This is a genomic window from Pseudomonas sp. P4_D7 (assembly GCF_056401755.1).
Genome location: NZ_JBFUIR010000004.1, coordinates 187,945 through 206,874 on the forward strand (window position 1 = coordinate 187,945; position 18,930 = coordinate 206,874).

General features: G+C 60.0%; 16 protein-coding genes. 11 read left to right on the top strand and 5 right to left on the bottom strand.

Translation table 11 applies throughout. The annotated features are described in order from the left end of the window. The first annotated feature begins 8 nt into the window (after positions 1 to 8). From AC1DVF_RS05500 to AC1DVF_RS05525, 6 genes are all read left to right on the top strand, one after another. Positions 9 to 1,283 carry an ABC transporter substrate-binding protein gene (locus tag AC1DVF_RS05500; protein WP_320336795.1) on the top strand — a complete coding sequence of 425 codons (1,275 nt, stop codon included), beginning with the start codon at positions 9 to 11 and terminating at the stop codon, positions 1,281 to 1,283. A 21-nt stretch (positions 1,284 to 1,304) separates the two neighbouring features. Next, positions 1,305 to 2,267: a carbohydrate ABC transporter permease gene (locus tag AC1DVF_RS05505; RefSeq protein WP_093432644.1), complete on the top strand. Its 963-nt coding sequence runs from the start codon at positions 1,305 to 1,307 to the stop codon at positions 2,265 to 2,267. After that, entirely contained in the window at positions 2,264 to 3,106 is an 843-nt protein-coding gene (locus AC1DVF_RS05510; protein WP_007910217.1) for a carbohydrate ABC transporter permease, read from the top strand. The genes AC1DVF_RS05505 and AC1DVF_RS05510 overlap by 4 nt, the downstream gene beginning before the upstream one ends. Before the next feature lie 27 nt (positions 3,107 to 3,133). Continuing rightward, a complete protein-coding gene (locus AC1DVF_RS05515; RefSeq protein ID WP_477782188.1) occupies positions 3,134 to 4,279 on the top strand; it encodes an ABC transporter ATP-binding protein in 1,146 nt (381 codons plus the stop codon). Positions 4,280 to 4,308: 29 nt separating this feature from the next. Next, positions 4,309 to 5,778, top strand: a complete 1,470-nt coding sequence (locus AC1DVF_RS05520) for a glycoside hydrolase family 32 protein (protein WP_477782189.1) — start codon at positions 4,309 to 4,311, stop codon at positions 5,776 to 5,778. 75 nt (positions 5,779 to 5,853) lie between these two features. Further along, a complete protein-coding gene (locus AC1DVF_RS05525) occupies positions 5,854 to 6,846 on the top strand; it encodes a LacI family DNA-binding transcriptional regulator (RefSeq protein ID WP_460090871.1) in 993 nt (330 codons plus the stop codon). 47 nt (positions 6,847 to 6,893) lie between these two features. Here AC1DVF_RS05525 and AC1DVF_RS05530 read toward each other — a convergent pair whose 3' ends face one another. The 4 genes from AC1DVF_RS05530 to AC1DVF_RS05545 form a co-directional block, all read right to left on the bottom strand. Beyond that, positions 6,894 to 9,293 (bottom strand): TonB-dependent receptor, encoded by a 2,400-nt coding sequence (locus AC1DVF_RS05530; protein ID WP_477782190.1) that lies wholly within the window; start codon positions 9,291 to 9,293, stop codon positions 6,894 to 6,896. A 66-nt stretch (positions 9,294 to 9,359) separates the two neighbouring features. Further along, a complete protein-coding gene (locus AC1DVF_RS05535) occupies positions 9,360 to 10,310 on the bottom strand; it encodes a FecR domain-containing protein (protein WP_477782191.1) in 951 nt (316 codons plus the stop codon). Beyond that, entirely contained in the window at positions 10,307 to 10,816 is a 510-nt protein-coding gene (locus AC1DVF_RS05540; protein ID WP_477782192.1) for a sigma-70 family RNA polymerase sigma factor, read from the bottom strand. Before AC1DVF_RS05540 ends, AC1DVF_RS05535 begins: the two co-directional genes overlap by 4 nt. A gap of 90 nt (positions 10,817 to 10,906) precedes the next feature. Continuing rightward, complete coding sequence (locus AC1DVF_RS05545) at positions 10,907 to 11,806, bottom strand: helix-turn-helix domain-containing protein (protein WP_194935055.1); 900 nt, start codon at positions 11,804 to 11,806, stop codon at positions 10,907 to 10,909. Positions 11,807 to 11,968: 162 nt separating this feature from the next. On the opposite strand from AC1DVF_RS05545, the gene AC1DVF_RS05550 reads away from it, so the two are divergent. The 5 genes from AC1DVF_RS05550 to AC1DVF_RS05570 all read left to right on the top strand — a co-directional run bounded on the left by AC1DVF_RS05550 (position 11,969) and on the right by AC1DVF_RS05570 (position 18,352). After that, positions 11,969 to 13,327, top strand: a complete 1,359-nt coding sequence (locus AC1DVF_RS05550) for a glutamine synthetase family protein (RefSeq protein ID WP_099759124.1) — start codon at positions 11,969 to 11,971, stop codon at positions 13,325 to 13,327. A 157-nt stretch (positions 13,328 to 13,484) separates the two neighbouring features. After that, positions 13,485 to 14,573: a polyamine ABC transporter substrate-binding protein gene (locus AC1DVF_RS05555; protein ID WP_093432666.1), complete on the top strand. Its 1,089-nt coding sequence runs from the start codon at positions 13,485 to 13,487 to the stop codon at positions 14,571 to 14,573. Beyond that, the gene (locus AC1DVF_RS05560; protein ID WP_477782193.1) at positions 14,570 to 15,871 is read left to right on the top strand and encodes an NAD(P)/FAD-dependent oxidoreductase; all 1,302 of its coding nucleotides are present in this window, start codon (positions 14,570 to 14,572) and stop codon (positions 15,869 to 15,871) included. Before AC1DVF_RS05555 ends, AC1DVF_RS05560 begins: the two co-directional genes overlap by 4 nt. A gap of 256 nt (positions 15,872 to 16,127) precedes the next feature. After that, the gene (locus AC1DVF_RS05565; RefSeq protein WP_477782194.1) at positions 16,128 to 17,783 is read left to right on the top strand and encodes a PqiB family protein; all 1,656 of its coding nucleotides are present in this window, start codon (positions 16,128 to 16,130) and stop codon (positions 17,781 to 17,783) included. A 17-nt stretch (positions 17,784 to 17,800) separates the two neighbouring features. Beyond that, positions 17,801 to 18,352 (top strand): PqiC family protein, encoded by a 552-nt coding sequence (locus AC1DVF_RS05570; protein ID WP_175554290.1) that lies wholly within the window; start codon positions 17,801 to 17,803, stop codon positions 18,350 to 18,352. On the opposite strand, the gene AC1DVF_RS05575 is transcribed toward AC1DVF_RS05570, so the two are convergent. Next, positions 18,310 to 18,930 (bottom strand): sensor histidine kinase (locus AC1DVF_RS05575; protein WP_477782195.1); only part of this gene is annotated, 621 nt, incomplete at its 5' end. The genes AC1DVF_RS05570 and AC1DVF_RS05575 overlap by 43 nt on opposite strands.

An 18,930-nucleotide genomic window follows, 5' to 3' on the forward strand; every position in this document is an offset into this window, starting at 1 on the left:
GACGCTCGATGAAACACCTGAAATCGCTCCTGCCCGTTGCATTGATCACCCTGTCTGCCGCACTGCCATCCGTGTCGAACGCAACCGATCTGACGATCTCTTGCGGTGCCGTGGGTGCGGAGTTGCAACTGTGCAAAGAAGCCGTCGAGACATGGTCGAAACAGACCGGCAACAACGTCGAGGTGGTCTCCACGCCTAACTCGGCGACCGAGAGGTTGTCGTTCTACCAGCAGATCCTCAGTGCGCAGTCCACCGACATCGACATCATTCAAATCGACATGGTGTGGCCGGGGATGCTGGCCAAACACCTGCTGGATCTGCGTGAGGTGCTTCCCGCCAACGCGACCCACGGCTACTTCCAGGCCCAGGTCGATAACGCCACGGTCAACGACCGGCTGGTGACGATGCCGTGGTTCACCGACTCAGGGCTGCTGTATTACCGCAAGGACTTGCTTGAGAAATACAACAAACAGGTTCCTCAAACGTGGGAGGAAATGACCGCTACCGCCAGGGATGTGCAACAGGCTGAACGCAACGCCGGGAACGCCAATGCCTGGGGTTACATCTTTCAGGGACGTGCCTACGAGGGGCTGACGTGCAATGCGCTGGAGTGGATCAGCAGCCAACCGCAAGGCGGCCTGATCAATCAACGCGGCGACATCGTGGTCAACAGTCAGGCCTCGAGAGCGGCGTTAACGCTGGCGAAAAGCTGGGTCGGAGATATCTCCCCGCGTGGCGTGCTCAATTACACAGAGGAAGAAGGACGTGGTGTATTCCAGTCGGGCAATGCGCTATTCATGCGTAACTGGCCTTATGTCTGGGCCCTGGTGCAAAGCCAGGACAGTGCCGTAAAAGACAAGGTCGGCGTCGCTCCCCTGCCCCGCGGCGGCGAAACCGGCGAGCATGCCTCCACCCTTGGTGGCTGGGGCCTGGCGGTATCGCGTTACAGCGCTCATCCCAAACTTGCCGCAGAACTGGTGAGCTACCTGACCAGTGCCCAAGAGCAAAAACATCGCGCCCTGACAGGCGGCTATAACCCGGTGATCGAGTCGCTGTATCAAGATCCCGAGTTGCTCGCGGCCATGCCTTATTACGCTCAGTTGCACAGCATTCTCAACGCTGGGGTCATGCGCCCCGCCGCCATCACCGCCGATCGTTATCCACGGGTTTCCAATGCCTTCTTCGATCGGGTGCATGGCGTGCTGGCGGGCGAGTTGCCCGTGGATCAGGCACTGGCCGAACTGGAAAGTGAACTCACGCGTATCAAACGCCGGAACTGGTAAGCCACAAGGAAGGAAATCACCATGTCTGTCTCTACGACCCATGCCCCCTTTGACGAGCTTCTGCTCACGAGGGAAACGCCTGTACAACGGCGCCGGGTGCGCGCTGCCTGGCTGTTTCTGACGCCAATGCTGGTCTGCCTGGCCCTGGTGGCCGCGTGGCCGCTGCTGCGCACATTCTGGTTCAGCCTGACCGACGCCAGCCTGGCAGACACCGGTGGCGCAACCTTCATAGGCTTGAGCAATTATCTGTTGTTCAGCGATTCCGGCTGGTCGGGCATCCTCGTCGATCCACAGTGGTGGAATGCGGTGCGCAACACGTTGTATTTCACGGTGGTCTCGGTGGGACTGGAGGTCGTGCTGGGGTTGTTGGTGGCGTTGCTGCTGAACATCAAGTTCACCGGCCGTTCTCTGGTGCGGGCGTTGATTCTGATTCCGTGGGCGATTCCAACGATTGTCTCGGCGAAGATCTGGTCATGGATGCTCAACGACCAGTTCGGCATCATCAATCACCTGATGCTCAGCCTCGGCCTGATTGATGCTCCCCTGGCCTGGACGGCAGATGCCGACCTGTCGATGTGGGCGGTGATCATCGTTGATGTCTGGAAGACCGTGCCCTTCGTCACGCTGCTGATGCTGGCGGCCTTGCAGATGTTGCCGAGCGATTGCTACGAAGCGGCCAGGGTCGATGGCATTCATCCGCTGAAGGTGTTCTGGCGTGTCACCCTGCCACTGTTGATGCCTGCACTGCTGGTCGCGGCGATCTTTCGCATCCTCGATTCGCTGCGGGTATTCGACGTCATCTATGTGCTGACCTCGAACTCGTCGAGCACCATGAGCATGTCGGTGTATGCCCGTCAGCACCTGGTGGAGTTTCAGGACGTCGGTTACGGCAGCGCGGCGTCGACGCTGTTGTTTCTCGTGGTCGCAGTGATCGCCATGCTTTACCTCTACCTCGGACGCCGTCAACTGGAGGTCCGCGCATGAGCCCGCGCCTACTGAAAAAAGCGCTGTTGCGCCTCGGATTCTGGTGCCTGATCGGGGTGTTGCTGCTGTATGCGGTTTTCCCGTTCTACTACGCCATCGTGACATCGCTGAAGCCCTCCAGCGCCTTGTTCGAGGTGAGCTACTGGATCGAAAATCCTGACTTCTCCAATTACGCGGCGGTCCTCCACCAGGCCTCATTCCTGCGAGCAATCGGTAATTCGCTGGTGGTTGCGCTGTGCGTGGTCACATTGGCGCTGTTCCTCAGCCTGACCGCTGCCTATGCCTTGGGCCGGGTCAAATTCCGTGGGCGTGGCACGGTGTTGATGATGGTCCTTGGCGTGTCGATGTTTCCCCAGGTCGCGGTGCTGTCGGGACTGTTCGAAGTGATCCGCGCCTTGGGTCTATACAACACGTCGTGGGCGCTGATCCTCAGCTACACGATTTTCACCCTGCCCTTCACCGTCTGGGTACTGACCACCTTTATGGGCCAACTGCCCCATGAACTGGAGGAAGCGGCAATCATGGATGGTGCGTCCCCGTGGGTGACGCTGACCCGCGTGCTGTTGCCGCTGCTCTGGCCAGCCCTCGTCACGACTGGCTTGTTGGCCTTCATCGCCGCGTGGAACGAGTTTCTGTTTGCCCTGACGTTCACCCTCACCGACAGCCAACGCACGGTGCCGGTGGCCATCGCCTTGATTTCCGGCGGCAGCCCCCATGAGTTGCCTTGGGGCTTGTTGATGGCCGCCTCGGTGTTGGTCACCGTCCCATTGGTGATTCTGGTGCTGATCTTCCAGCGCCGAATCGTTTCCGGTCTCACTGCCGGCGCGTTAAAGGGTTGATGCCCAATAAATACAAGGAACCGCTTCGTGATGAAATTGAAACTGGACAACGTCAACAAACAATTGGGCGGCGCGCGGATTCTTCGCGACATCAACCTGGAGATCGCTGCGGGTGAATTCGTGGTGTTCGTCGGTCCTTCGGGCTGCGGAAAGTCGACGCTGCTGCGGCTGATCGCCGGACTGGATTCGATCTGCGCCGGCGACCTGCAGATCGACGGGCGCCGGGTCAACGACCTCGAACCGCGCGAACGTGGCGTCGGCATGGTGTTTCAGTCCTATGCGCTGTACCCACACATGAGCGTCTACGACAACATCAGTTTTGGTCTCAAACTGGCCAAAACTGAAAAGAGCAGCCTGCGCGAGCGGGTGTTGAAAACTGCGCAAATCCTGCAATTGGACAAACTGCTGCAACGCAAGCCAAAAGAACTGTCCGGGGGGCAGCGTCAGCGTGTAGCCATGGGCAGAGCCATGGCGCGGGAACCGGACATTTTGTTGTTCGATGAGCCGCTGTCCAACCTGGATGCGTCTTTGCGGGTGCAGATGCGCAACGAAATTGCGCGGCTGCATGCGCGTCTGCGCTCAACCATGATCTACGTCACCCACGATCAGGTCGAAGCGATGACCCTGGCCGACAAAATTGTTGTGCTCAATGGCGGTCACGTCGAGCAGGTCGGCTCACCGCGCGAACTCTACGAGCGCCCGGCCAGCCGCTTTGTCGCCGGTTTTCTCGGTTCGCCGAGAATGAATTTCCTGCCGACCCGCCTGCGTGCGCCGGGCGAAACCAGCCTGGTTGATACTCCGGTTTTGGGGATGACCACCCTGCCCTTCGACAGCTCGAACCTGGCGGCAGATGCCTCGCTGAGCCTGGGCGTTCGCCCGGAACACCTGTCACTCAAAGCGGCGCCGGGAAGCGCTGGCATCGTCGTGACCGGGGTCGAATACCTGGGCAGTGAAACCTATGTGCACCTGGATACCGGGCAGGACGAGCCATTGATCTGTCGTTGTGAAGTCAACGCCGGATGGCAGGCAGGCGATCGGGTTGAACTGCAACTGGACATCGACAAGATCCACCTGTTCGATGCCGACGGCACGGCATTGAAGCGCCACCCGCACGCAATTGAATCCGTATCGGATGACCTCTCTCTACGCTCAATCCGAGCACACGCCCTATGACCTTGTCTTTGAATACCCCGAGCGACCCCATGTCTTCGACCCTTGACCTTGCGCAGCGCGCACTGGCTGACAACCAGTCCCGCGTCATTGAGGATTATCGACCCGGTTACCATATTGCCCCGCCGGCAGGCTGGATGAACGACCCCAACGGGGTCGTGTACTTCAGTGGCGAGTATCACGTGTTCTATCAGCATCATCCCTTCGACGCGAAATGGGGGCCGATGTATTGGGGCCATGCCAAGAGTGCCGATCTGGTTCATTGGCAGCACCTGCCCATTGCGCTGGCACCCGGCGATGAGTGCGACCGCGACGGCTGTTTTTCCGGTAGCGCCGTGGTCTGTGGCGATACCCTGGCCCTGATCTACACCGGGCACATATGGCTGGGCGAAGTGGGTGACGAGCGCTTGATCCGACAGGTTCAGTGCCTGGCAACCAGCAACGACGGCATCCGCTTCGTCAAACACGGCGCAGTGATCAACAGCGCGCCGCAAGACGCCATCATGCATTTCCGCGACCCCAAGGTCTGGCAGCAAGATGGCTATTGGTACCTGATTGCCGGCGCACGTCTGGGCGACAGACCGCTACTGCCGCTGTACCGCTCCACGGATCTGCACGTCTGGGAATTCCTCGACTATGTGTCCGGCGGTAGCGAGGGCGATGGCTATATGTGGGAATGCCCGGACCTGTTTCGCCTGAATGGACGCGATGTGCTGCTGTACTCTCCGCAAGGCATGCAAGCCGACGGTTATGACCGGCTCAACAAATACCAGAGCGGTTATCGAGTGGGCCAGCTCGACAACCAGTGGCACTTCACCGGCGGGCCTTTTATCGAGCTGGATAACGGCCACGATTTCTATGCAGCGCAAACGCTGTTGGCCGCCGATGGTCGGCGCCTCGTATGGGCATGGCTGGACATGTGGGAAAGCCCGATGCCGAGCCAGGCCCATCACTGGTGCGGCATGCTCGGATTGCCCCGCGAACTGGAACTGTGCGCCGATCGCCTTCGCGTGTATCCGGCACGCGAGCTCAGCGCGCTGCGAATGGCGCCATTGCCGGGTACGCCTTGGTGGGAAGCATCGGGAGCCCGCTGGGTGCCGGAGGTAAACGGCGACATGCTGGAAATCCATGTGCATCTGGATCTGCTCGGCTGCACTGACGGCCACTTGGGAGTCGCCCTCCGTTGCAGCGACGATGGCCGCGAAGAAACCCTGCTCTACTATGATCCGTCACTGCAGCGCCTGGTGCTTGATCGCAGCCGCTCGGGTGCGCAAGTCACAGGCCAGCGCAGCGTGGCGATAGACCCGACACAAGAGCGCTTGGAACTGCGCGTGTTTCTTGATCGCTCATCCATCGAGGTATTCGACGAAAACGGCCGCTTCAGCCTCAGCAGTCGCCTCTATCCGCGTTCCGACAGTCTGGGCGTGAAGCTTGTGGCCAGCGGGAGTGGCGGGCGCGTCTCGATTGCCAAGGCATGGCCTCTGGGTTCGGGATGGTCATGAGCGGCGTCATTCGGGTCGCGAGAAGCCCGGGCCCTGTGTCATGATTCTGCGTCAACCTGACCGGCCGCACTTCGCATGACTTCAGTGAAAGACGTTGCACAGCTGGCCGGCGTGTCCCTGATGACGGTGTCTCGAGCGCTCAATAGTCCGGAAAAACTGAGCCCCGAAACCCTTCTACGGGTGCGTCGAGCCATTGATGAACTGCAATTCGTACCCAGCCTGTCAGCGCGCAAGATGCGCGGTGACAACCTCCAGTCGCGAACCATCGGTGTGTTCGCGCTGGACACTGCGACCACGCCCTTCGCGGTCGAGCTGCTGCTGTCCATTGAGCAGACCGCGCAACAGGCCGGTTGGAATGTCTTTATCCTCAACCTGCTAAGCAACCCGCCCACCGACCAGAACATCGATCTGATGCTGTCGCACCGTCCGGATGGCTTGATCTTCAGCGCCATGGGGTTTCGCCAGGTCAGCATTCCCGAGCGCTTGAAGAGCAAGCCTCTGGTGCTCGCCAATTGTCTGGCAGATGACAGCAGCCTCGTCAGCTATGTACCCGACGACGAAATGGGCCAGTATCGCGCCGTACACCACGCGTTGAGCCTCGGCTACAAGCGTCCGCTGTGTATCAATCTGCCGAAACAGAGTCTGGCATGGGGGCTGCGACAAAAAGGCCTGCAGCGTGCCTGTCAGGCATTCGGACTGGCGCCGGACACGCTCCTGCAATACGACCTTTCCGATCATGATGCCTATGGTGAAACAGCCGCTATCCTCGACCGGCATGTCATTGATGGTCGCCCCCAATTCGATATTTTGATCTGTGGCAACGACCGCATTGCCTTTTGTGCCTATCAGTTGTTGTTGGGGAGTGGCCTGAAAATTCCCGACGATGTCGCCGTCCTCGGCTACGACAACATGATCGGCATTGCCGAGTTGTTCATCCCGCCGCTGACCACCGTGCAACTGCCGTACTACGACATTGGGCGCCAGGCTGCACGGCATCTGATCGAGACCCTGGAGCTTTCGGGAACCCAGCGAGTTGACTGTCCATTGGTGGTCAGGACATCACTGTAAGAGTGGGTCAGCTCGCTGAGAGCACGCTTTTGATTTACCGAGTGGAATCAGAAATCCACCGTCGCTGAAAGCAGATAAGTTCTCGGTGTCGACAACGTCAACCCCGGTTCACTGTCATCCGAAGCGCCTGCTGAACTCCAGTAGCGTTTATCCAGCACGTTCTCGACGTTGGCGCGCAGGGTGATGGTTTTCTCATCGACCTTGAAGGCGTACCGCGTACCCACGTCAAAGCGCTCCCAGGAGTCGATTTCCTTGTTGTTCGACTGATCCAGATACTGCGAGCTGGAATAAATGCCGCGCCCGCTCAACGTCAGGCCCTGCACCGTCGGCACGTCCCACTCGGCGCCGAGATTGACGTTGTATTTCGGCGTGGCCGGCGCGCGATTGCCGTCGAACGTGCCGTTGGTGGTGTGGGTCAGCTCGCTGTCGATGTACATCACGCCGCCGAGCAACCGAAGGCCTTTGAGCGGTTCGCCAAACATGCTCAGCTCCACGCCGTTGTTCTGTCGTTTGCCGTTCGGGCCGAAGACCCGGGTCGTGGCGTTGGTTTCATAGGCGGGTTGCTTGATCCTGAATACTGCTGCCGTTAACGCATACGAACCGGCGTCGTACTTGGCACCGATCTCGACCTGACGGCTGATAAACGGCGGGAAGATTTCGTCTTCGTTCACTGACGTTGACGGCGCAATCTTGCCTTGGCTCAGGCCTTCCATGTAGTTGGCGTAGAGCGACAGCTTGTCAGTCGCCTTGAACAGAATCCCGCCCGAGGGCGAAACCTTTTCTTCGTCGTAAGCCGTGTCGCCTTTGACGTCATCGCTCCAGTCATCGACTTTCACTCGTTGCCAGCGAGCGCCGAAGGTCAGCAGCAATCGATCGTCGAAAAAGCCCAGGGTGTCGGACAGCGCCACGCCGCTGAAGCGGTTTTCCGTGTAGACCTTGGCGTCGTAGCGCGTCGGCGTGCCGGGTTTCGCGGTTTGCACCGGGTCGTACAGGTTGCTGCGCCCTGCGGTGTAACGCGCGCCGCCGTTCTCGAAATCCATGTAGAAGTAGCTGGCGGCCAGATTGACTTCATGGCTCACCGGCCCGGTATGGAACCAGTTGCGCACGCCGGCCGTTGCGGTACGGACATTCTCGTCGCGGGTGAAGTCGCGCGGCAGTACGCTGAAATCGCCGGCATCGTTGGTGACGGAAACGGCGTGGCGCAAGAAGTCATGATTACTTTTGCGCGCGCCGACGCCGCCGTACAGCATCACCGAATCATTGACGTCGAACTCGGCGTTGAACGTGCCGAAGGTGTCCTCGGTTTTCGCCTGAGTCCACGGTTGCGCGTAGTTGCGATGCACCTTGTTCGCGCTCGGAACCTTGGCATTGGCCGCGACCTGCACGCGCTCCTGCGGCGCGTCGGTATCGCGTTCGGTGTGGCCGATATCGGTCGAAAGTCGCAAGCGCTCACCGCGAAAATCCAGGCCGAGCACGGCCATGTCGCGGTCGACACTTTGATGATCCCACTCGGTATCACCGGACTGCTTGACGCCGTTGAAACGCAAGCCGAACTGATTGTCCTCACCGAACCGCCGGCCGACATCCACCGCGCCGCCAACCTGATTGTTCGACGCATAATTGGCCGTCAACGAGGTGATTGGCTTGTCGGTGGCACGCTTGGGCACCACGTTGATGCCCCCGCCCACGCTACCCCGTGGCGAGATGCCGTTGATGAGTTGGCTCGGGCCTTTGAGAATGTCGACGCGATCGGCCATTTCCATGTCGATCGTGTAAGTCGGCAAAACACCGTAGAGGCCGTTATAGGCCACGTCGCTGTTGAACAGACTGAAACCACGGATAGTGAATTGCTCGTAACGGCCACCGGCCGGGTTGGTCGCGCGCACCGACGGGTCGCTGGCGATCAGATCGCCCAGCGTACGGGCCTGTTGGTTTTTCACCGTCTCGCTGGTGTAGGTGGTCATGCTGAACGGGGTTTCCATGAAGTCTTTCGACCCCAGCAAACCCTGTGAACCGCGACGCGCGACCTGGCCGCCGGCAAACACATCGGCATCGCTGGAACCGGTGGCACCGAGAATCGACGTCGGCGCCAGTTGCAGGCTGCTGCCCTCGGCGGCTGGAATCAGTGTGTAGGCCTGCTCGCCCAGCGGTTGCAGTTGCAGACCGGAACCCAGCAACAAGCGAGCAAACCCCTCCTCCACAGCGAATTCGCCGGACAAACCGTTGCTGTTGCGGCCACTCACCAGTGCCGGATCGACCGACAGATTGACCCCGGCCAAACCGGCAAATCTTGTCAACGCTGCACTCAGGCTGCCAGCCGGCACCTGATAGCTGCGCCGGGCGTCTTCGGCACAACTGGTCTGGATCAACACGGGGCTGGCACTCAGGCTCAGCAAAAGGCTCAACTGCAACAACGGACGCAAACGACTTGGAAATACTGCGGGCATTGGAAGACGCTCTCGATTTGTTCACTTGCCTGGAATGACCAGCGAGGCGAAAAAAAGGGACAGGCTTCAGACGAAATTTTTTCGCGGCGTCAGCGTTACCCAGAAACGCGTGCGCGAATGCACCTCCAACGGCAGGCTCGCCGCCAGCAGCGCCAGCACTTTATCGGTGTCGTCGAGACGGAAACTGCCGGTGACACGTAGACGTTCAAGTCCCGGCTCCCAGCGCAGAAGCCCCGAGCGATAACGGCTCAACTCGCGAAGAAAATCCCCCAACGGCTGGTTTTGCGCCATCAACACACCGTCACGCCAGCCCGGCATTTTGGCGTCGAACAGCGCGACCGGCCCGGCGCCGGAAGCGTGCAGATTGACCTGTTGCCCGGCGCTCAACCAAAGTGCCGGCCCGCGCAACGGCTGCAATTGCGCCGAGCCGCTGACCACCGACACGTTGCAGTCACGCTGGTTGAGGCGCACGCAGATTTCGCTGCGGCTGACAATGATCCGACTGTACGGCGCGTTGACCGTCAACGCCGTGCTACCCGGAACGTTGAGCGCCATTTCGCCGCGCACCAACGTCAACTGACGGCTGGCCAGATCGAGGTTCACCGCACTGGCGGTGTTCAGTTGCAAGGTGCTGCCGTCGGCCAGCCGTGTTCGCGTGTGTTCGCCGGTGGAAGTCTGCAAATCCGCGCGCCAGACGTCGAGCGGCAACTGGCGACCGATCAACCACGCCGTCGGCACCAGCGCCGCCAGACCCAGCGCCCTTTTCAGAGCTGCCCGCCGCGCCAGATCCGGGCGATCGAGTGTGGCCATGGCCAATTCTGCTGGCAGACTGGAAAAGCGCTGACGCAACAATTGAAGCTTCTGCCAGGCGTTTTCATGGCGGTTATCGCTGTCGCGCCAGTGCTTCAGTCGCACGTGATCGGCTTCACTGGCCTCGCCGGATTCGAGCAATGCCAACCACTGTGCGGCGGCACGGGCGACTTCGCGCGCTTCGTTGCTGGGCGCGACACGCATCATAGATCCAACATCAAGCAATGCTCGTAAGCCTGTGCCATATAACGTTTTATGCTGCGTTCGGAGACCTGTAGGCGCTCGGCGATTTCGCGATAACCCAGACCTTCGAGCTGGCTCCACAGAAACGCCCGGCGCACAGCTCGGGGCAAACCATCGAGCAGTTCATCCAGCGCTTGCAGGGTTTCCAGCAGCAGCCAACGTTGTTCGGGCGACGGCACGCATTCTTCGGGCAACTGCGCGAGGGCTTCGAGATAGGCCTTTTCCAGGCTGCGGCGGGTGTAGAAATTGCTCAGAAGGCGTTTGCCCACGGTCAGCAAATACGCGCGCGGTTCGCGCATGTCGGCAATCGGCTGAGCGCTGCACAGCACGCGCAAGAACGTGTCCTGGCTCAGGTCCGCCGCATCCCACGCGTTGCCCATGCGCCGCCGCAGCCAGGTTTCCAGCCAGCCTCGGTGATCGCGATACAGTTCGTGCAGGTGCTGCGGCGATGGCGTCGCTGCTTCAGTCATCTCAAGAGTCCTGCGCGAAGCCAGTTTCAAATGAGAGTGATTCTATTTAACTTCAGCGCCGAGACAAAGCCTTTTTAACCGCGACAGCTTTCATGAGCGCTTCAAGGTCTCGCTCGGCAACTCCTTGAACAATGCCCGGTAACTGCTGGAAAACCTTCCCAAATGCCAGAACGACCAGTGCATCGCCACCTCGGCCACGGTGGTCTCCGTTGGCCGGCGCTTGAGCAATTCGCGGTGTGCACTGTTCAACCGGCGCAGGCGCAGCCAGTGACTCGGGGTCATCCCGGTGTAGGCCTTGAATGCCTGCTGCAATTGGCGCAACGGCACGCCTGCCACGTGTGACAGCTCAAGCAGATTGACGGTGTCTTCCGGCGAATCCGCCGCCCACTCCCCCACCCGTTTCATGATCATCCGCTCTTCGCTACGCCGCTGTAATCCGCCGCGATCGAGGCTGGTGTGAGCGTTGTCGAGGATGAACAGACAGTCTTCAAGTAGCTGCTGCGTCAGCGACTCTTTATCAAGTAGATCAACAGCTTGCGACAACTTCGTGAGAGTTGAGCTTAACCAGCGACTGAACAAAGCGTTCTGTCCGCAATTGAGTTGCGTCATGAACAACCCTTCGAGTTTCGCCACATTCAGACCGTGCTGACGGACAAACTCCGGACCGAACACCACGGCGATTTCCTGGTAGTTCTCCGGGGTGATCCAGATGTTGCGGCTCTCTTCATTGAGCAGATACAGCGCGTTGTCACTGCGATCGAAACAGAACGCCAAAGCACCCGATGGCGCGCTGAAGTTCTGCTCGACGCGGGTGTTCATCTGCTCTTCGTAGACCTCGACACCCTGCAGATCCAGATAGCGGATCTGCCCGGCGAAATGGCCCGGCGACATTTGTTGGTAATGCTGGACCCAGCCCGGTGTGGCGCGGACTTGCTCGGCCACATCGGCGGTGTTGAACGCTTGAACCTGGAGCGAATTGCACGTTGTCATGGGGTGACCTTGCGCACTCTTTTGGTGCGCTTTGGTGCTGCTTAAAGTGGATAGATGGAACTGTAAGGCTCGCCCAAGATAGTCGTCAACGCGCCACAGGGGAAGGGGCGGAAGATGAAACCCGCCCTCCCCGGCGTCTATAAAACCAATAACGAGGTCTTTATGAATGCCCCTTTCGATCAGCTGTTCACGTGGCTGAAAGATCACAAGATTACCGAAGTCGAATGTGTGGTCAGCGACCTGACCGGCATTGCCCGCGGCAAGATCGCACCGACCAACAAGTTCCTGCATGAGCGAGGCATGCGCCTGCCGGAAAGTGTGCTGCTGCAAACGGTAACCGGGGATTTTGTCGACGACGACATCTACTACGACCTGCTCGATCCTGCCGATATCGACATGGTCTGCAAGCCCGTGGCTGACGCGGTCTACGTGATTCCGTGGGCGATCGAGCCGACCGCCATCGTCATCCACGACACCTTCGACAAGTTTGGCAACCCGATCGAACTGTCGCCGCGCAACGTGTTGAAGAAAGTCTTGCAGCTTTACACCGACAAAGGCTGGAAGCCGATTGTGGCGCCGGAAATGGAGTTCTACCTGACCCAACGCTGCGAAGACCCGGACTTGCCACTGAAGGCACCGCTCGGCCGCTCGGGCCGTGCTGAAAGCGGTCGTCAGTCGTTCTCCATCGACGCCGCCAACGAATTCGATCCCTTATTCGAAGACGTCTACGACTGGTGCGAACTGCAAGGCCTGGACCTCGACACGCTGATCCACGAAGACGGCCCGGCGCAGATGGAAATCAACTTCCGTCATGGCGACGCACTGGATCTGGCCGACCAGATCACCGTGTTCAAGCGCACCATGCGTGAGGCAGCGCTCAAGCACAACGTTGCGGCGACGTTCATGGCCAAGCCGATCGGCGACGAGCCTGGCAGCGCCATGCACATTCACCAGAGCGTGGTAGACATTGCCACGGGCAAACCGATCTTTGCTAACGCTGACGGGCAGATGAGCGAACTGTTTCTGCACTACATCGGCGGTTTGCAGAAATACATCCCGAAAGTGCTGCCGATGTTCGCGCCGAACGTCAACTCGTTCCGCCGCTTCCTGCCGGACACCTCGGCGCCGGTCAACGTCGAATGGGGCGAAGAAAACCGCACCGTCGGCCTGCGTGTGCCAACGTCTAGCCCGGAAGCCATGCGCGTGGAAAACCGTCTGCCGGGCGCCGATGCCAACCCGTACCTGGCGATTGCCGCGAGTTTGCTCTGCGGTTACATCGGCATGGTTGAAGGCATCGAACCGAGCGCTGCGGTCCATGGCCGTGCTTACGAGCGCCGCAACCTGCGCCTGCCGATCACCATCGAGGAAGCGCTGACGCAAATGGAAGAGTGCGAGACCGTTGCGCAGTACCTGGGCGACAAGTTTGTCCGTGGCTACGTCGCGGTGAAACGTGCCGAGCATGAAAACTTCAAGCGCGTGATCAGTTCGTGGGAGCGTGAGTTTCTGATGCTGAGCGTCTGAGCAAAGCCAAAAGATCCCCTGTGTCGATCGTTCCCACGCTCTGCGTGGGAATGCAGCCCGGGACGCTCCGCGTCCCATCCAAAGCCGAACGCGGAGCGTCCGTTGAGGCATTCCCACGCAGAGCGTGGGAACGATCATTATAAGAAGAGGTGTCGAAATGCGTCTGTTGAAATCCGTACTCCCGGTTGCCCTGAGCGTGCTGTTTAGCGCTGTAGCTCACGCCCAGCCGACTGTCAGCGTCTACAACTGGACCGACTACATCGGCGAAACCACCCTCGCCGACTTCCAGAGCAAATCCGGGATCAAGGTGATCTACGACGTTTTCGACTCCAACGAAACCCTCGAAGGCAAACTGCTCGCCGGTCGCACCGGCTATGACGTAGTAGTGCCGTCCAACCACTTCCTCGCGCGTCAGGTGAAGGCTGGCGCGTTCCTCAAACTCGACCGTTCGCAACTGCCGAACTGGAAAAACCTCGACCCGAAACTGCTCGAGCTGTTGGAGAAAAACGATCCAGGCAACCAGCACTCGGTGCCGTACCTGTGGGGCACCAACGGCATCGGCTACAACGTCGACAAGGTCAAGCAAGTGCTGGGCATCGACCACATCGATTCCTGGGCCGTGCTGTTCGAACCCGAGAACCTGAAAAAACTCACCCAGTGCGGCGTGTCGATGATGGACTCCGCCGACGAAGTCTTCCCGGCGATGCTCAATTACATGGGCCTGGACCCGCGCAGCGAAAACCCGGAAGACTATAAAAAGGCTGAAGCGAAGCTGCTCAGCATCCGTCCGTACATCACCTATTTCCATTCCTCGAAATACGTGTCGGATCTGGCCAACGGTGACATCTGCGTGGCCTTCGGTTACTCCGGCGACGTATTCCAGGCCGCCAACCGGGCCAAGGAAGCCAAGAACGGCGTGAACATCGCTTACGCCATTCCGAAGGAAGGCGCCAACCTCTGGTTTGATCTGTTGGCCATCCCCGCCGATGCGAGCAACACCAAAGAAGCCCACGCCTTCATCAATTACCTGCTCGATCCGCAAGTGATCGCCAAAGTCAGCGCTTCGGTGGGTTACGCCAACCCGAACCCGGCCGCCAAGCAATATATGGATCAGGCGCTGGTCAACAATCCTGAGGTGTATCCGCCTCAAGAAGTCCTCGACAAGCTCTACATCTCTACCACCCCGCCTCAAGCGATCATGCGTCTGATGACTCGGTCCTGGAGCAAAGTGAAGTCGAACAAATGAATCAGTACACCCAGGAACACGCTCGCTCCTACTACGCTGCTTCGGCGCGGGCGACCACACCTTATCCGGTATTGGACGCTGACCTGACGGCCGATGTCTGCGTGATCGGCGGCGGGTTCACCGGGGTCAACACCGCCATTGAGCTGGCTCAGCGCGGATTGTCGGTGGTGTTGATCGAAGCCCGGCGTGTCGGTTGGGGCGCCAGCGGGCGCAACGGCGGTCAGTTGATTCGCGGGATCGGTCATGAAGTTGCAGGCTTCGCCAAATATGTCGGCCAGGAAGGCGTGCGTTATTTGCAGCGCGCCGGCATCGATTCGGTGGAACTGGTGCGTCAGCGCATCGGCGACAACGGCATCGAATGTGATCTGCGCTGGGGCTTCTGCGATCTGGCCAATACCCCGGCGCAGTTCGCGGCCTTCAAGGATGAGCTGGTCGACCTCGCCGAACTCGGTTATGCCCACGAAACCCGTCTGATCGGCCCGGAGCAGATCCGCCAGAAAGTGGTGAATTCCGACATCTATGCCGGCGGACTGGTCGACATGGGTTCCGGGCACCTGCACCCGCTGGATCTGGTGCAGGGCGAAGCGCGACTGGCGGCGTCACTCGGCGTGCGAATTTTCGAGCAGAGTGAAGTGCTGGAAATCATCCACGGCCCGACCGTGCAGGTGCGTTGCGCCAAGGGCTCAGTGCGTGCCGGCAGTCTGGTGCTCGGCTGCAACGCGCATCTGGACGACCTCGAACAACAACTCAGTGGCAAAGTCCTGCCCGCCGGCAGTTACATCATCGCCACTGAGCCATTGTCCGAAGAACGCGCCGCGCAACTGATCCCGCACAATCTGGCGGTGTGCGACCAGAAAGTCGGCCTCGATTACTACCGGCTCTCGGCGGACCGGCGCCTGCTGTTCGGCGGTGCCTGCCACTATTCCGGGCGCGATCCGGCGGACATCGCCGCTTACATGCGCCCGAAGATGCTCAAGGTCTTCCCGCAACTGGCCGACGTGCGCATCGATTACCAGTGGGGTGGGAAGATTGGCATCACCGCCAACCGCTTTCCGCAGGTCGGCCGGCTCAAGCAGCACCCGAACGTGTTCTATGCGCAGGGTTATTCCGGCCATGGCCTGAACGTCACGCACTGGTGCGCGAAACTGCTCGGCGAGGCAATTCATGCCGGTCACAGCCAAGGCATGGACGTGTTCAGCGGCGTGCCGCACATGACCTTCCCCGGCGGCCCGGCCCTGCGCTCGCCGCTGCTGGCACTGGGGATGTTCTGGTATCGCCTGCGGGAAATGCTCGGCTGACAGCACAAACCGCGCTGACACGATCTAATCGTTCCCGGCTTTGATCGTTCCCACGCTCTGCGTGGGAATGCCTCAAGGGACGCTCTGCGTCCAGTGACGCGGAGCGTCACGGGCTGCATTCCCACCCAGAGCGTGGGAACGATCAGGTCGCGGCAGGTGAGCTATACACATTTGCTCTATCGCCAAGCACTTCTATATTGATGAGGTGCTTTGGCGTTCCTGACGCTCAGTGCCCAATCAATCGAGGAGGACATGGATGAAGTCGTCAGCCACCGACGAGCCGCGAGCACCAGGCCAAGCCCCAGTCAAAACCCGCCGTTTCAGCATTTCACTCGTCTGGATCGTGCCGATTGTGGCGGTGCTCGTGGGCATCTCGCTGGTGGTGCACAACGTGATGCAGGAAGGGCCGACGATCATCGTCAACTTCAAGACCGGCAGCGGCCTGACAGCCAACAAGACCGAGGTCAAATACCGCAACGTGGTCATCGGTCAGGTGACGGACGTCGAGTTGAGTAACGACCAGAAAAGTGTCGACGCCACCATCAAGCTGTCCAAACAGGCGGAAACCTTCACGCGCGAAGACTCACAGTTCTGGGTGGTTCGCCCGCGCATTGGCGCCGGTGGCGTTTCGGGTATCGACACCCTGCTTTCCGGTGACTACATCGGTGCCGACATCGGTCAGGCCGACAACCGCGCCAAACACTTCAAAGGCCTGGAAAATCCGCCGCCGATCACCTACGGCGAACCCGGCAAGCGCTTCATGCTGCATGCGTCGGACCTCGGTTCACTGGACATCGGTTCACCGGTTTATTACCGCAAGATTCCGGTCGGCCAGGTCGTCACCTACGCCCTCAATCCCGAAGGCAAAGGGGTGGATATCGAGGTGTTCATTCACGCGCCGAACGATGCGTTTGTCACTGAAAATACCCGCTTCTGGAATGCCAGCGGCATCGACATCAATGTCGGTGCCAACGGCTTTGCCGTGAAGACCGAATCGCTGTCGACGATGCTGGTGGGCGGTATTGCGTTCCGCGCTCCGGATTACAGTCCCAACGATGTGGCCGCCGCTGACGACAAGGATTTCGAACTGTTCGCCGACCAGCAGAGTGCCCTCGCGCCGCCGAACGGCAAGGCGCAATACATGGTGCTGCGATTCGACCAGTCGCTGCGCGGACTCAAGGTCGATGCGCCGGTCGAGTTCCTCGGTATGGAAATCGGCCGGGTCGTGGGCATCAACCTGGATTTCGATGCAAAAAAACGCACCTTCCCGCTTAATGTCGGCATCGTCATTTACCCGCAGCGTCTCGGTCAGGCCTACAAAAAGATGCTCACCGAATTCAAGCACGACCCTAACGACGAAGCCGCTGGCATCCGCCTGCTGGGCACTTTCGTCGATAATGGCCTGCGTGCCCAGGCCCGCAGTGGCAACCTGCTGACCGGCCAGTTGTACGTGGCACTGGACTTCTTTCCGAAAGCGGAGAAAGTCGCGTTCGATCCAAGCGCTCGTCCGGTCGTTCTACCGACCGTTCCGGGCAGCCTCGAACAGTTGCAGGAAAAACTCGAAGCGATGGTCGACAAGCTCAACAAACTGCCGGTTGAACGGATTGCCGGTAACCTCGACAGCAATCTGGTCGAGCTGCGCAAAGGCCTGAGCCAGTTCAACGCCAAGACCCTGCCGGGCGTGCAGAGCACCCTTGCCGACGTCAGCAAGACCTTGCAGTCCGCTAGCTCGACCCTGGCCGAAGATTCGCCACAACGCGAGAAACTCACGGAAACCCTCGACGAACTCGGGCGCATGTCGCGCTCGCTGCGTGAGCTGTCGGATTACCTGGGCCGACATCCGGAATCGCTGATTCGCGGTCGTCCCGATAACGCCGCGCCGCTGGATCTGAAAGGGCCACCACGCAATTGAGCACAGGAGCTACCGCAATGGCTTTACCGCTGAAGATCACCGTGCTCGCTGCCGTGTTGCTGTTGGGCGCCTGCCGCAGCGACCCGATCAGCTTTCACACCCTGACCCCGGTGCAACTGAGTAACAAGGGCGGCGGCACGCAGATTCCGATCGAAGCCCTCAGCGTTCCGCCACAGGTCGACCGCGCGCAAATCGTTATCCGCCAAGGCAACAGCGGCCTGGCGATTCTGGAAACCGATTGGTGGGGCGCGACACTTGCCGATGAGCTGCGCGGTGCGCTGAGCGATCAATTGAGCAATACCGGCGGCCAGGGCGCTACCTCGGTACGCATCGAAGTGCAGCGCTTCGATTCGATCCCGGGGCAGTACGCCTTGATCGACGCCAAATGGCGTCTGCGTCCATCAGGGGCGACCGACAGTGGCCTGCTGACCTGCCGCTCGACCTTGCAAACACCTTCAGGCCCGAGCATCGATGAGCTGGTGACGGCCCAGCAGAACAACGTCAAACGCCTGGCTGCGGCGATCAGTCAGGCTGCCGGCAATCCGCGCGGCTGCCCGCCCGCGTCCTGAATCAGCGTCACAGTAAAGCGACAGCCATTCGGCTCACGGGTGGTGAGTTTCACCTGCCATTGTTGATGGCTGCAGATCCGCTGCACCAGTGAAAGCCCCAAGCCGAGCCCTTCGCCGCGCTGTTCGTCACCGCGCACGAAGGGCTGGAACATCGCATGGCGCTGTTCTTCCGGGATACCGATGCCGCTGTCTTCGACCACGAAGCTGTTTTCCTGCAAGGTCAGTCGCACAAAACCGTGGTCGGTGTAATGCCAGGCGTTGCGCAACAGGTTGCCCATCACTGATTGCAGAAAGGTCAAGTTGAAGCGTCCGGCGCCGGCGTGCTGCGGATCGTAGACAAACTCCAGGCCTTTTTCGCGGATCAAGCGGCCCCACACCTCTGTCTGCGCATCGGCAATTTCCTTCAGTGTGCAGGTGGACTGCACGCGGACTTCTTCGGGTTTGCGCGCCAGCATCAGAAAGGTTTCGACCAATTGGCGCATCTCGTGGCTGGCCCGGGCAATCCGGCTGACTTGCGCCGTCGAGCGGGCATCAAGCGACGGATTCGCCAGCAGCAACTCACAGGACGTGCTCAGCAC